The organism is Peribacillus folii (genome assembly GCF_030271255.1).
Taxonomy (GTDB): Bacteria; Bacillota; Bacilli; order Bacillales; family DSM-1321; genus Peribacillus.
Genome location: NZ_JASJOM010000006.1, coordinates 112,383 through 127,044, shown reverse-complemented (window position 1 = coordinate 127,044; position 14,662 = coordinate 112,383). Strand labels below are relative to the sequence as shown.

The 14,662-nt window shown below is 43.5% G+C and carries 11 protein-coding genes; 7 read left to right on the top strand and 4 right to left on the bottom strand.

Features of this window, described 5'->3' with window-relative positions:
• Window positions 1-31: 31 nt before the first annotated feature.
• Window positions 32-1,249: a DUF418 domain-containing protein gene (locus QNI08_RS11720; protein WP_285767615.1), complete on the top strand. Its 1,218-nt coding sequence runs from the start codon at window positions 32-34 to the stop codon at window positions 1,247-1,249.
• A gap of 97 nt (window positions 1,250-1,346) precedes the next feature.
• On the top strand, window positions 1,347-1,691 hold the full coding sequence (locus tag QNI08_RS11715; protein WP_285767614.1) for a YisL family protein: 345 nt from the start codon (window positions 1,347-1,349) through the stop codon (window positions 1,689-1,691).
• 52 nt (window positions 1,692-1,743) lie between these two features.
• Here QNI08_RS11715 and QNI08_RS11710 read toward each other — a convergent pair whose 3' ends face one another.
• The gene (locus tag QNI08_RS11710; RefSeq protein WP_285767613.1) at window positions 1,744-2,310 is read right to left on the bottom strand and encodes a DUF2777 domain-containing protein; all 567 of its coding nucleotides are present in this window, start codon (window positions 2,308-2,310) and stop codon (window positions 1,744-1,746) included.
• Between the two features lie 321 nt (window positions 2,311-2,631).
• Here QNI08_RS11710 and asnB point away from each other — a divergent pair, with 321 nt between their 5' ends.
• The gene (gene asnB / locus QNI08_RS11705) at window positions 2,632-4,479 is read left to right on the top strand and encodes an asparagine synthase (glutamine-hydrolyzing) (RefSeq protein ID WP_285767612.1); all 1,848 of its coding nucleotides are present in this window, start codon (window positions 2,632-2,634) and stop codon (window positions 4,477-4,479) included.
• Between the two features lie 41 nt (window positions 4,480-4,520).
• Here the strand turns inward: asnB and QNI08_RS11700 are convergent, their stop codons facing one another.
• A complete protein-coding gene (locus QNI08_RS11700) occupies window positions 4,521-6,272 on the bottom strand; it encodes a glycoside hydrolase family 13 protein (protein WP_285767611.1) in 1,752 nt (583 codons plus the stop codon).
• Window positions 6,273-6,664: 392 nt separating this feature from the next.
• On the opposite strand from QNI08_RS11700, the gene QNI08_RS11695 reads away from it, so the two are divergent.
• The 4 genes from QNI08_RS11695 to QNI08_RS11680 all read left to right on the top strand — a co-directional run bounded on the left by QNI08_RS11695 (window position 6,665) and on the right by QNI08_RS11680 (window position 12,680).
• Entirely contained in the window at window positions 6,665-7,912 is a 1,248-nt protein-coding gene (locus tag QNI08_RS11695) for an extracellular solute-binding protein (protein WP_285767610.1), read from the top strand.
• A 152-nt stretch (window positions 7,913-8,064) separates the two neighbouring features.
• Window positions 8,065-9,600: an alpha-amylase family glycosyl hydrolase gene (locus QNI08_RS11690; protein WP_285767609.1), complete on the top strand. Its 1,536-nt coding sequence runs from the start codon at window positions 8,065-8,067 to the stop codon at window positions 9,598-9,600.
• Window positions 9,601-9,668: 68 nt separating this feature from the next.
• On the top strand, window positions 9,669-11,315 hold the full coding sequence (locus QNI08_RS11685; RefSeq protein ID WP_285767608.1) for a glycoside hydrolase family 13 protein: 1,647 nt from the start codon (window positions 9,669-9,671) through the stop codon (window positions 11,313-11,315).
• Window positions 11,316-11,633: 318 nt separating this feature from the next.
• Entirely contained in the window at window positions 11,634-12,680 is a 1,047-nt protein-coding gene (locus QNI08_RS11680) for a LacI family DNA-binding transcriptional regulator (RefSeq protein ID WP_285767607.1), read from the top strand.
• Window positions 12,681-12,717: 37 nt separating this feature from the next.
• Here the strand turns inward: QNI08_RS11680 and QNI08_RS11675 are convergent, their stop codons facing one another.
• On the bottom strand, window positions 12,718-13,497 hold the full coding sequence (locus QNI08_RS11675; RefSeq protein WP_285767817.1) for an MBL fold metallo-hydrolase: 780 nt from the start codon (window positions 13,495-13,497) through the stop codon (window positions 12,718-12,720).
• Between the two features lie 130 nt (window positions 13,498-13,627).
• On the bottom strand, window positions 13,628-14,497 hold the full coding sequence (locus tag QNI08_RS11670) for an SDR family oxidoreductase (protein ID WP_285767606.1): 870 nt from the start codon (window positions 14,495-14,497) through the stop codon (window positions 13,628-13,630).
• Window positions 14,498-14,662: the final 165 nt, after the last annotated feature.

Below are 14,662 nucleotides of genomic sequence, written 5' to 3'. Positions count from 1 at the left end.
AGAAATTCTGTAGTGGAAAGGGGTGACATTCTTGAACGGAACGATGGGGTCGTTGCAGGAAAATAAACGGATCGCTAGCATCGATATATTACGGGGCTTGGCCATTTTAGGGATTTTTTTAGTGAATATGCCTGCTTTCCATTCCCCGCTCTTGTACATTGATGGTGAAAGGCAATGGCCCGAGGGCTGGGATGGGATTTTATACAGGCTCAGTGATGTCATGGCACAGGCCAGTTTTTATCCATTATTTGCGTTTTTATTCGGTTTCGGTGCGATTATCCTGGCCATCAGGAGTGAAGCGAAGGGGATATCCTTTCCTGCCCTGTTTATGAGAAGGCTATCCTTCCTGCTGCTTCTTGGGTGCATCCATGCTTTTTTCATCTGGCATGGCGATATCCTTATAAATTATGCTGTGTTCGGGTTTGCATTATTGTTTTTTTATCAAATGAAGGCAAAGACGTTAATTTTAGTGGGCACGGTGTGTTATGTTCTGCCCTTTGCCATATTGGGTGCACTTCTCCTGGTTATGGGCAGCATCGATAGCGAGGGGCTGACGATACCGACAGATTCGACGATGATGAAGCGATCTTTGGAAAATTATCAATCTGGCACATTTACGGAAATCATCAATCAGAGGGTGCAAGATTGGTATATGGTGAATAATCTCGCTAATGCCGGCATCCTTTTTTTATCCATTTTTCCGTTTTTCTTGATCGGGGCAGGTGTTGCCAAGCGAGGCTATTTGCTAAACCCGATGCATTCTAGGAGGAAATTGAAAGCAATCATGATCGTAAGCCTGCTACTGGGTCTGACTATCAAAATTCTTCCATATGTGACCATATACGATTTTGGCACGATTTTCGTACAGGATTATTTTGGCGGGCCGTTATTGACGATATTTTATATCACAGCCATCACGCTTCTTGCGGAAAAAAATGGAGTTTCCCGGCTGTTGATGCTCCTTGCCCATGTTGGCAGGATGTCGATGAGCAACTATTTATTCCAATCGCTTGTCTGTACCTGGATTTTTTATTCATATGGCTTAGGCCTATATGGATCGATTTCGTACACGACAGGGTTCGTCCTGCTGCTAGGGATATTTTGCCTGCAAATCCTGCTATCCCACTTATGGATGAGCCTGTATCAATACGGCCCGGTGGAATATATCTGGCGTTGTGTTACATATGGCAAAAAGCCGGTTATGCGCAAGGAAAGACCAGTGAAGGGAAAAGGTAGGGGATGTTCATGAAATTGTTGGTTTTTCCCATCCGGGCGGCATCTTAGTTTTGTTTTTCTATAAAAGCCTATGATATGATGAGAGAGAAACTGAACGAGGGGGCAATAAAATGACTCATATGCATATTACAGCATGGGTAATCGGAATCATCCTTTTCTTTGTCACATATTCGATGTATAAAAGTGGAAATCCGAAAGCGAAAATGCTACATATGATTACAAGGTTATTCTATCTATTGATTATTTTGACTGGCGGAATGCTGATTACTGATTTTGGTGCATATGCCGTTAAAATGATCGTCGGCATCATCGTGATTGCTGCGATGGAAATGGTGCTGGTACGCACGAAGAAAAGGAAAAGCACAAGTGCAATGTGGATCTTATTCGCCGTTGCATTAGTATTCGTCGTGTATTTGGGGCTATCCCTGCCGCAAGGACTTTACCTCTTTAAATAGGAATGGAAAAAGCGGGTAAATGAGCTGATCTCATTTACCCGCTTTTTTTCTGCTATTGGGAATTCACTTTCTCAATCACGATCCTTTTCCCCGTGTTCAAGGTGAATTCGAAGCGATCATGATCCTTTTTTCCATACGAGAAATGGTGTTGGACGAGACATATTTGATTCTCGTTATCGAAGGTGAAGAAATTCACGCCGGACTGGTTCGGGACGGTCCTTAAAAACGTGAGCTGGTTATAGCTATATATGCAATCATAAATGGAAAAATCAAGAGAATTCAAGGTCGTTACAAATTGGAAAAACGAATCGTCGTTCAATTCTTCCAATAAACGCTCGAAAGAGTAGAGCAGCTTTTTGCGGATCCGGATGGGTTCGTTTTCCCTTAGGAAGGTGATTTCCCGGTGAAGCAGGATTTTTCCCTCTTCCTCAATAACTCCTTGCTGCCAACGCCCACCCCTGTATACTTCAATGACGCTATCAACATGGTCTTCGATGGAGCAGGCCTCATCTGTTTCATCATCGAAGAAAATCCATTGTTGATTGATATTTTCCACTGTTCCTTCGGTAAAAGCTCTCGTTTGCCTGTTCATTAGTTTGGTTCGTTGTTGCTGACTCATACATATACCTCCAATAGTGGAATCCTCACCTACTTTTTAGTCAAAATCCAATGAAAATATAACGGTATATTTTAAAATATTATGGACAAATAACCATCTTTCCGTCTTTGCATAGGCTATGTTTAAACACGGGATGCTTTGCTCACCAATTCGTAATCACTACAGGGGGCGATCTGGGGGCAGAAATCCTACGAATGATGCTGATCGATACTTAAACTTTGTTGTGCATGTCTTCGAATTAGGAAATAAGGGACGGTAAATCTTTTTTAAGACAGGAGCCAATATTCTGTAGTAGTCCCGATGGAAAGGATGAAGTGTAAAATGTGTGGGATAACAGGCTGGGTGCATTTTCGAAAAGATTTACGAACTGAAACGAAAACACTGGAAAGCATGACGAAAACATTGGCAAAACGGGGGCCGGACGAGGATAATGTCTGGAGCGAAGCCCATGTTGCCTTTGGCCATAAACGGTTGACGGTTGTTGATGCGGAAGGCGGAAAACAGCCGATGACGAAAAATCAACAGGACGGCAGATATACGCTGAGCTACAATGGGGAGCTATATAACACCGAAGATCTTCGCAAACAGCTATTATTAAAAGGATATTCCTTCAAGGGTCATTCTGATACAGAAGTTTTACTAACTTCTTATATTGAGTGGAAAGAAAAATGCATTGACTTGTTCAATGGAATTTTTGCGTTTGCAATATGGGATGAAAAGGAGCAAAAATTATTCGTTGCAAGAGATCGGATGGGGGTGAAACCTTTATTTTACACGGAAAAGGACGGCGGGTTCATTTTTGGTTCGGAACTGAAGGCGATTTTGGCCCATCCGGATGTAAAAACAGAGATAGACCGGGAAGGACTGTCTGAAGTTTTTGGTGTCGGTCCATCCCGAAAGCCAGGCTCTGGTGTGTTTCGTAATATTCACGAATTAAGACCCGCCCATGCGCTTACATTATCAAGGCAGGGTCTTCGGATATGGCGCTACTGGAATGTGAAAAGCGAAGAGCATCGGGATTCCCTGGATGAGACGGCAGAGAAGGTTCGCTTCCTAGTCGAGGATGCAGTGACGAGGCAGCTCGTATCCGATGTTCCGCTCTGCACCTTCCTCTCCGGAGGACTTGATTCCAGTGCGATTACGGCCATTGCAGCCAATTCCTATCAAAAAGAAGGAAAAGGACAGCTTCATACGTATTCGATCGATTATGAAGACAATGAACGCTATTTCAAGGCGAATGATTTTCAGCCAAACTCCGATGGGTATTGGATTAAAAAAATGTCAGATACCTTCAATACGGTTCACCATTCCTCCATCATCACCCAGGAACAGTTAACCGATCATTTGACGGAAGCGGTGCTTGTAAGGGATCTCCCAGGGATGGCGGACGTAGACTCTTCCTTACTTTGGTTTTGCAAGGAAATCAAGCAGGATTTTGTCGTAGGCCTATCAGGTGAATGTGCGGACGAAATCTTCGGCGGTTATCCATGGTTTCATCGCGAGGATGACTTGAATCGGGCTGGGTTTCCTTGGATGAGGTCAACGGATGAGCGAGTGTCATTATTGAAGGGGGGCTGGCGTGAAAAACTGAAGCTGGAGGAATACGCACAGGAAGCATATTTGACCACCCTTGCCGAAACGCCTAGACTGGATGGTGAAAACGGGATAGCGGCAAAGCGCCGGGAGCTGTTTTATGTGAATTTATTATGGTTCATGACGACACTTCTTGACCGCAAGGACCGGATGAGCATGGGAGCGAGCCTGGAGGTCAGGGTGCCATTTGCCGATCATCGCCTTGTCGAATATGCGTGGAACATCCCCTGGGACATGAAGATGGAGGGTAACCGCGAAAAGGGGATACTGAGGAAGGCGCTGGAAGGGCTGTTGCCTGATGAGGTATTGTATCGTAAAAAAAGTCCATACCCAAAAACGCATAATCCTTACTATACAGATCGAGTGCAGGGATGGCTGAAAGAGCTGCTGAAGGACAAAAATTCGGTTCTGCACGAGTTTTTCGATAAACAGAAGTTACATGACATTGTCGATTCCAAAGGTGCAGCATTTAAGGTGCCATGGTTCGGCCAATTGATGTCGGGTCCGCAGTTACTTGCCCATCTTGCCCAGACACATGTATGGTTCAAAGAATACGATATTCAAATCATTGAATGATAAGAAGGGGCAGGATATTATCCATGCCCCTTTCCCTTTGCCTAATGATTGATTGTCAGGATTTTATATTGATAGCCGCCCAATTGAATTTGCGGATCCTTAACGGCAGCTTTCGTCCTTACATCGGTTACGCTCTGTCCCTTCAAGTCGAAAGGCAGGGTGAAGGATTGTAACGATTCGGTCGGATTAATGATGACCACCACGGAACGATCTTGATTATATTTTAAGTAGGCCACGATATTTTCATTTCCGCTAGTATCCAGGAATTTGAACATCCCTTCATTGGCAAGTAACCGTTCCTCCTTTCGTAATGAAATCAATTCCCTGATTTCATCCAAAAGCTCGCCATTTTGCTTTTCTTCCTCCCAGACCATGCATTTACGGCATCCAGGATCCATGCCGCCGGTCAAGCCGATTTCATCTCCATAATAGATACAGGGGCTGCCATTGAAGGTCAGCAGGATGGCATGGATAAGTTTGGCCCGGGCCAAGTCCTCGTCGCAATCGGTGAAGATCCGCGGTGTATCATGACTTCCGAGCAGATTGAACGTGACGTCAAAAACATTGGTTGGATAGCTCTGATAGATGGCTGTCATTTCCTCGATGAACTCGCGAGCATTGATGGTTTGCGAAGCCACCAGGCTAAACACTTGGTTGGTGAACGGATAGTTCATCACCGCATCAAACTGGTCCCCGCGCAGCCAAGGCAAGGAGTCATGCCAAATTTCTCCTAGGATATAAAGATCCGGCTTTATTTCCTTGACCGCTTTACGGAAATCACGCCAAAAGGGTTGGTCAACTTCATTGGCCACATCCAGTCTCCAGGCGTCTATATCGAATTCCTTGATCCAATAGGTCGAAACCTCCAGCAAATATTCCTTTACCTCCGGATTCGCTGTATTCAATTTCGGCATCGATTCGAAAAAACCGAATGTTTCGTAATTGGGCCTTTCCCCTCCATGAAGGGGGAAATCATGTGGGTGGAACCATTCCTTATACTTTGATCCCTCTCCCTTCTCGAGTAAATCCTGAAAAGGTGGGAAGTAGTAGCCGCTATGGTTGAAAACGGCATCCAGCATGACGCGGATTCCCCGCTTGTGGCACTCCTGTATGAGTGTTTTCAATGTTTCCTTCGTTCCGAATTGAGGATCTATTCTCCGGTAATCGATCGTATCGTACTTATGATTAGAGTGGGCTTCGAAGATTGGTGTGAAATAGATACCATTGATGCCAAGTTCTTCTAAATAATTTAAATGCTCGATGATCCCTTCAAAATCACCTCCAAAAAAATTATCCACTGTCGGTTCTTCGCTCCCCCAGGGCTTTACACCTTCTGGGTCGTTATCATGGTTGCCATTCGCGAATCGTTCCGGGAAAATCTGGTACCAAATCGTATCTTTTACCCATTCAGGAGCACCGAATATTTCATTTTGATGCAAATATGGAATGGCGAAATAACTACCGGGATCCTTTGGAGCTTCATGGAAAAAACCCTTTTCCGTGTAAAAGAACGTTTCATTTCCTGAGCTGACCCTGAAGCCATAGCGGATTCTGCGGTAAGGGGGCGACACATACACTTCCCAATAATCATGATGGGCATCACGGCCGGATAGGCTCATCACCTTCTCTTCGTATAGCCATTGTCCTTCATTCGATATGTATGGATCTCCAAAAATCAATTCCACCGTGGAGATATCTTGTCTTTTCGTACGCAGACGGATATGCAGGGTTTCTTTGTCGATGGTATAGGCGAAATTGTCCGTAGGTCTATGATGTATGGATGAAAATTCCAATAATAATCACTCCAATTCTATAAGCGTATTTGAGGAGGTGAATTGAAAATTGAAACTGTAGGCTGTGAATGTGGGAATTTTATAAGTTGAGCTCAGCCGTCATTCGTATTTTCAATATGAATATATACCCGATAATCATTGAACAAAGCGGGGATTAACTAAAAAATAACAAAAATTAAGTATCACGACAAGAAAATTATAACCTCAAGGAAAATGTTGTAAAAATAAAACCGGTTCATATAATGATAACAACAGGGGTGATATCGCTTACATTCCTATGGGAGCTTCTCAATGATTGAACCTTCTCAATGATTGAACCCACAAACAAGCATTGTAAACAATTTGGCGCAATTGGACATGATAGAAGAAACATTTTAAAAAGGAGAATGAAATTGAAGAAGCAGATTTTTCATTTGATTATGTCCATATTCTTGATCATGGTGGCAAGTGCTTGTGGTATTGATTCAGCTAAGGATAATAGGAAGATTTTAGATGATGAGAAACCTGTGGAAGAAGCCACCGATGAAGCGAAACCGGAAAAAATGGTCATTTGGGAGGAAAAAGGTAAAGCAGAGGCCCTAAAGCCAATGATTGAAAAATTCGAAAAAGAATATGGGATCGAGATTGTACATGAAGAGCTGGAAATTGCACGTGAAATGCATGACAGACTTCGCCGTGATGGCCCGATCGGAAACGGGAAAACTCCGGATGTCGTAACATTTTCCCATCAACAAATCGGACAGCTGGTGAAGGAAGGCCTGATTCAGGAAGTGAAGGTGGAGAAGGAAGTATTGAACGCCTTCCATGAATCAACAATCAGGGCCGAAATGTACCAAGATAAAGTTTTTGGCTTGCCGAAATCCGTCAACACTTCCGTTTTGATTTACAATAAAAAAATGCTGTCCAAGGCACCCGAAACGATGAATGACTTATATAAAATCTCAAAGGAATATAGGAAAAAAAACGTATATGGCTACCACGCCGAATGGAATGGCTTTCATGATGCGTATGGTGTGATGGCCGGGATGGGAAGCTATGTATTCAAGGATAAAAAAGGGCATTTCATCTCATCGGATGTCGGTCTGAATGATAAGCATGCCATAAAAGCAGCTGCCTATATCCAAAAATGGTATAAAGCCGATTTGATTCCTAACGGTGATAAGGCTGCAATCCAGAATTTGTTTAGGCAAGGGAAATTGGCTTCATTCTTAGGTGACGCTAACTCAATTTCCGGGAATGAGGAAACAGGAATGGCGCATTTGCCTGAGTTGCCAAACGGCAAGCCGGTGAAACCGTTCTTGGAAGTCAAAGGCTGGCATGTAACGGCATTCACGAAACATCCATATTGGTCGACAAAATTAGTCGAGTATTTGACAAACGACGAACAAGCATGGCACCGCTATGAGGCGACAGGGGATTTCCCACCGAACAAATCGATCGGGCATGCTGAATCGATTAAAGATAAGGAAAAGGCACAAGCCTTAAGCATACAATTACAATACGCTGAACCTGTGCCTAATATTCCTGAAATGAATAAAGTTTGGGGACCGATGGATTCTGCGATGAATCGGATAACGATGGAAAGGGCTAAACCCAAACGGACCTTGGATGAAGCGGTTAAGGCGATAAAAAAACAATGATTTCCTCATTTTCACTCTTCAATTTCACTGCACTTCAGATCAATGCCCAATTTGTCCCTTTAGTGTAAAGATTTTTATAATTTGGATTTGACGAGATGTGGTCAAAAGGCTAATCTTAAAGGCGTAAAGAGATAGCTAGGAGGAGAGCGGATATGAGAAATGGAGTGTTGGCACTCGCTTTGATTCCGTTGCTTCTTTTTTACGCCATTCCAGTAGGAGCAGCTGAAAAAGAACAACGAACTTGGACGGATGAAATCGTATATTCATTAATGGTGGACCGATTTTTCGATGGAAACACCAAAAATAATGGTGATGCGGATGTAAATGACCCTTCTGCGTTTAATGGCGGGGATTTCGAAGGCGTCACGAAGAAACTGAATTATCTGAAGGACATGGGTTATACCGCTATCATCCTTTCACCGATTTTTTCTAATGAAGATAAGGGCTACCATGGGGATTGGGTGACCGATTTTTATAAAACGGATCAACACTATGGGACAATTGAAGATTTCAAAAAGCTTGTGAATGAGGCACATAATCTTGACATGAAAGTGATCCTTGATTTTCAGGTCAATAATGTGGGACCGCATTCATCCTGGCTGGAAGATGCAGATAAACAAGATTGGTTCCATGAAGAAAAGGAAGCTTCAAACGACAGCGATCAGAAGCAGAAGGAAACCGCCTGGCTTGACGGTCTTCCCGATTTGAATCAAGACAATGCCGAAACAAGGGAATATTTACTTGATGCTGCAAAGTGGTGGATAACGGAAACGGATATTGATGGGTATCGTTTAACTAAAGTCCAATATGTGGCAAAGGATTTTTGGAAGGAATTTGTGGATTCGGTCAAATCTGAAAAATCAAATTTCTATACGATCGGGGATGTACAAGGTGACGCTAATACGATTTCAAGCTACAAGGAAACGGGTATCGATGCCTTTATGGCTTATCCGCAGAATATTGAATTAAGGGAAGCGTTTGCCTCTCCTGACAAAGAGTTGAAGCCGGTTTTTGATGCGTTCAAGGAGAGTGAAGCGAAGTTTGGCGGTAAGGCTTCCCAAGCGTTGTTCATGGATACGCAGGCGATGCCCCGTTTTACGAAGGATGCAGCCGACAACAATGAAAACCCAGGTTCGAGGTGGAAAATGGCATTATCCTATCTTTATACGATGCCGGGAGTGCCCATCGTATTTTATGGCTCCGAAATTGCCTTGAATGGCAATAAGGCCCCTGATAATCATAAATTGATGAACTTCAAGACAGAACAGGAGCTGGTGGAATACATCACGAAGCTCACCGATCTTAGAGTCATGCATCCTGCTTTGACAAAGGGGGATATGGAACTTTTATATGAACGGGGGGGAACCTCGGTATTTAAAAGGGTTTATGGCAAGGAGACGATGGTTGTTACCATGAACAATACGTCTGAAACCCAAACGATAAAAATTGCCGATAAGGAACTTGGTCAAAATAAAGAGCTGAGGGGCATGCTGAATGGCGATCTGGTCCGCAGTAAGGACAACAGTTACACAATCGTAATCGATAGGGAAACGACGGAGGTCTACACACTGTCCCCTAAGTCGACCATCAATATTCCTTACCTGTTCGTAATCGGTTTGGTTCTTCTCATTTTTTTCCTATTCATCGCATTAATCATGAAACGGTCCAAAAGGAACCAACCAAACTGAACACATCTTTCTGTGACTGAGGAATAACGTCCCAAGGCTTTTGTGAAAACAGGATCGGGGGGTTCATCATGAATAAAATTTGGTGGAAAGAAGCCGTTTGTTATCAAATTTATCCGCGCAGCTTCATGGATAGTAATGGTGATGGAATAGGGGATTTAAAAGGGGTGATATCCAAACTCGATTATCTCCAGGATTTAGGAATCGATGTTATTTGGATTTGCCCATTTTACAAGTCTCCCAATGCTGATAATGGTTATGACATTAGCGATTATCGGGCAGTTTCAGAAGAGTTCGGATCAATCGATGATATCGAGCTATTATTGAAAAATGCTCACGAGCGCGGAATGAAGGTGATCCTCGATCTTGTGCTGAACCATACGAGTGATGAGCACCCCTGGTTCATGGAGTCACGGTCGTCCCGAGATAATCCTAAACGCGATTGGTATATATGGAGGGATGGACATGACGGCCGCGAGCCGAATAATTGGGAAAGCATCTTTTCGGGAAGTGCATGGAAATTCGATGAACGTACACATCAATACTATTTACATCTATTTGCCGAAAAGCAGCCAGACTTAAATTGGAAAAATGCTGATGTGCGGAAGGCGCTGTATCAGATGGTCAATTGGTGGCTCGATAAAGGGATTGACGGCTTCCGGATCGATGCGATCACGCATATCCATAAGCGGGAAGGTCTCCCGGATATGCCAAACCCTTATTGGCATCAGTATGTGCCTGCGTTCGAAATGCATACGAACCAGGATGGGATCCTGGAATATCTGCAAGAGCTGAAACAGGAAACTTTCTCTAAATTTGACATCATGACGGTCGGGGAAGCCAATGGTGTCAGGATCGAGCAGGCTGAAGACTGGGTTGGGGAAACCCATGGGAAATTTAATATGATTTTTCAATTCGAGCATCTTGGGCTATGGAATCGAGGACAAAACCAGCATGTTGATGTAATCGGACTGAAACACACCATGACCAAGTGGCAAAAGGGCTTAAAGGGAAAAGGCTGGAATGCCTTGTTTTTTGAGAACCATGATCAGCCGCGAAGCGTATCGACATGGGGAAATGAACATCAATATTGGCTCGAGAGTGCAAAAATGATTGCGGCCTTATACTTTTTCATGCAAGGGACCCCTTTCATTTATCAAGGTCAGGAAATAGGCATGACGAATGTCCAATTTGACTCGATTGATGATTATGATGATGTCGGAATGAAAAATTTCTATCGTATCGAGACCTCCAAAGGCCGCCCGCATGACGAAATCATGCACATCATATGGCACAGCGGACGTGATAATTCAAGAACCCCGATGCAATGGAGTGAGCGGGAAAATGGTGGATTCACTAATGGGACGCCTTGGATGAGGGTTAATCCTAATTACCGTGCGATCAATGTAGAGCAGCAGAGAAATGATCCTACATCCATTTACCATTTTTATAAGAAGATGATTCAGCTTAGAAAAAAACATGAGGTCCTTGTTTACGGAGAATACGAGTTGTTATGGGAGGATCACCCTGAACTTTATATTTATACAAGAACCATGAATGGCGATTCAGTCAAGGTAGTATGTAATTTCAGTACGAATCACCATCAAATCGACCTATCCTTTTGGGGGGCGATGGAGCTATTGCTTGCAAATTATGATGAGTGTCCTGATGGGCCGATCATTGAATTACGGCCATATGAAACAAGGGTTTATCGTTAATGAACAAAAAGGAAAATCATTGAATGCAGCAATGGGACGACATAAGGTTAGTCGTCTGACCTCACCTTCCTTCCATGTCCTTTTGTTTGATTTTAGAGGCTGATCCAAAAATCAGCTTCTTTTTTATATAATAAAAAGGAAAAAAGAATAGTTGGTATTTTCTGAAAAAAACAGTAAAACGATAAAAAAGTATGGAAATCACTATTGGGAAGAGTGTATTATTAATACATATAAATGTATAAATATAAAAATTATTAACTGTTCATTGGCATTTATCAATGAAGTCAATTAAGGCTAAAGAAAGGAGAGGAAAACTACATGGCCATCACGATAAAAGATGTGGCACAGCTTGCGGAAGTTGCACCTTCAACAGTCTCCCGGGTGATCGCAAATAATCCTCGGATAAGTGAAAAAACGAAAGTGAGGGTGCGAAAAGCAATGAAAAAACTAGGTTATCATCCAAACTTCATTGCACGCAGCCTTGCTAATCAGTCAACGAGGATCATTGGATTGGTGCTGCCGAGTTCATCCATTGAATTTTATCAAAACCCATTTTTTCCGAAGATACTGCAAGGTCTTAGTGAAGGAGCTCAGGAAAACCACTATTCATTATTGCTTAGTACGGGGAAAACGGAAGAAGAAATATATAATGGAGTCGTAAATATGGTCCAGGGCGGGATGGTCGATGGTATCATCTTGATGTATTCAAGGTTGAACGACCATATTCTTACTTATTTGCGAGCAAGGGGCTTTCCCTTCGTCATCATTGGGAAACCATATGATTTTATCGAGGAGATCACATATGTAGATAATGATAATGTCCTCGCTGCGGAACAGGCAACGGATTACCTCATAAAGCTCGGACACGAAAGGATCGGCTTCATCGGAGGGGACGAAACCCTGGTGATGACCCTCGATCGCTTAACCGGGTTTGAAAGGGCGCTGAAAAGGGCTGGCATCACTCCAAGAGGTGAATATACCTTACACAAAGACTTTCTGCAAGAAGGTGGACAAGCAGCGGCGAAAATGCTGCTATCCATCGACGAGCCGCCAACAGCGTTGGTTGTCAGTGATGACCTTATGGCACTTGGCGTCGTCCAAGCTCTTCGTGAGATGGGGATTCGAACGCCTGAAGAAATGTCCATTGTCAGCTTCAATAATGTGCTTTTCTCAGAATTATCTTTACCTGCCCTGACGTCAGTGGATATCAATATATCCGATTTAGGCTATCAGGCGGCCAAGGGGATCATTCAGGTGCTGCAAACTGGTGATACCCCAGCAGGTGCGATCATCCCGCATCATTTTGTGGAAAGGCATTCTTGCAGGTCAATCAAACAAGGTGCAATGGCGGCCATCGGTTATTGAAGAAGGGGGGCATTGCTTACATGCAATGTCCTTTTTGTTAGAATTGTATGCTGAAGCCCTTGAACGTGTGTATGCCTGTCCCATGCTTGACCAAATCATTGCCCTTGAGGTACTGGGTGGCCGCCAGCACTTCCATAAACATGTCAGGTTCCAGTCCCAGTTGATTATGACTCCCATATATTTTGGAAACTTGCTGGATTTTGGCGATTCTTTCTAATGAATTAACAAGGTCTTCGGGATTTGTTGAAGGATAGAATGCGTATATGGGAGTGCCAGAGTAAAGCAAATCACCGGTAAATAAATACCCTCTAGCCTGATCCAATATGGAAATATGCCCAGGTGAATGTCCAGGGGTATGATAGACGTCTAAACGTCGATTCCCGATGTCGATGGTATCTCCGTCTGTAAGAAGTCTTGCAGGGGTTCCTTGGTAGGGTCTGTAAGTTGAGGGGTCGAATGATCCAGGCAAGGGTCTTGTTATATCCCTGGAAATATCTTTCCTTATTTGTTTCAAAGACAATCCCTGGATGCCATTGATGAGCCAATCGGCATCATCTCTATGTACGTAGATCCTATCGAATTCCCCATGTCCTCCGATATGATCCGCATGCACATGTGTGGTTAATACGATGATCGGAAGATTAGTAAGCCTGTCCGTAATTCGCTTGATTGAATCGATGCCAAGCCCTGTATCAATTAATGCGGCCCGTTTGTCGCCGATTACTAAAAAGGAATGCACTTTCTCCCAATGGCCATATTCACTTATCGCAAATGTCATGTCATCCAATGCCTGAACGGTGAACCAGGGGGGGGGCATGTATTTCATGCCTATCACTCCTTTGTGTCCTTATATTTCTTAAATTTCCTGTTGAGGCCGGCAATATCCTGCCTGAAAAATAAAAACAGTGGATTTCAAAAAGGAAATCCACTGCGTCTGAAGTTCATGATTATCCGTTTACAACAGTCCCGCCGTTTACATGAATGACTTGACCGCTGACATAGGATGAATCGTCACTGGCCAAATATACGTAGGCTGGCGCTAATTCCTCGGGCTGACCAGCGCGTCCCATCGGTGTATTCTGTCCGAATTTGGCAACATCCTCTTCGCCAAATGACGCAGGAATCAATGGCGTCCAGATTGGACCTGGTGCCACACCGTTCACCCTGATGCCATCTTTTGAAATGGAGTTTGAAAGGGCCCGCGTAAAGGCTAAGATGGCACCTTTCGTAGAAGAGTAATCGATTAGCTTTGGATTGCCCTGATACGCGGTGATAGAGGTTGTATTAATGATGCTGCTGCCTTTTTTTAGATGCTTTAATGCAGCCTTTGTTAAGTGAAACATTGAAAAGATATTGGTTCGGAACGTTTTTTCCAATTGCTCTGCGGAAATATCAAGGATACTTGTTTGTACATGCTGTTCCCCGGCATTGTTCACCAGGATATCCAATCCGCCGAATTCATCCACCGTTTTTTGGACGACCTCCTGGCAGAAGGCTTCATCACCGATATCACCTGAAATGAGCAAGCATTTCTGTCCTTCACTTTCAATCAATTCTTTTGTTTGTTTGGCATCCTCGTGTTCATCCAAGTACGCCACAGTTACATTGGCACCTTCTTTAGCATAATAGATGGCCACTGATTTCCCGATTCCACTATCCCCTCCGGTAATGATGGCGGTTTTTCCGTTCAATTTGCCGCTTCCTTTATAGGAGGATCTGATCGATTCTGGGTTTGGTTCCATTTTTGTTTCCAAGCCAGGTTGGTGCTGCTGATGTTGAGGGGGAAATCCTTGTTTGCTCTCGTTTTGTTTAGTCAATGTTAAATGCCTCCCGGTTAAAGATTTACACTATTTTTATTCCTTGTTCTTGGAAAAAGAAAACATGGTAAAATGAACCAAATCAAAACGCAAGTAACGTTTTGGTAATTCCTAAAAATGCAACATCCTTATTCTTACCATGATCTTGGAAGCAGATGCATCCTG

Bases quoted from the DNA above. Each gene is read 5' to 3' on its own strand.
- QNI08_RS11690 (WP_285767609.1), top strand. From the start codon at position 8,065: ATGAGAAATGGAGTGTTGGCACTCGCTTTGATTCCGTTGCTTCTTTTT.
- QNI08_RS11680 (WP_285767607.1), top strand. From the start codon at position 11,634: ATGGCCATCACGATAAAAGATGTGGCACAGCTTGCGGAAGTTGCACCT.
- QNI08_RS11710 (WP_285767613.1), bottom strand. From the start codon at position 2,310: ATGAGTCAGCAACAACGAACCAAACTAATGAACAGGCAAACGAGAGCT.
- QNI08_RS11675 (WP_285767817.1), bottom strand. From the start codon at position 13,497: ATGCCCCCCCCCTGGTTCACCGTTCAGGCATTGGATGACATGACATTT.
- QNI08_RS11685 (WP_285767608.1), top strand. From the start codon at position 9,669: ATGAATAAAATTTGGTGGAAAGAAGCCGTTTGTTATCAAATTTATCCG.
- QNI08_RS11715 (WP_285767614.1), top strand. From the start codon at position 1,347: ATGACTCATATGCATATTACAGCATGGGTAATCGGAATCATCCTTTTC.
- asnB (WP_285767612.1), top strand. From the start codon at position 2,632: ATGTGTGGGATAACAGGCTGGGTGCATTTTCGAAAAGATTTACGAACT.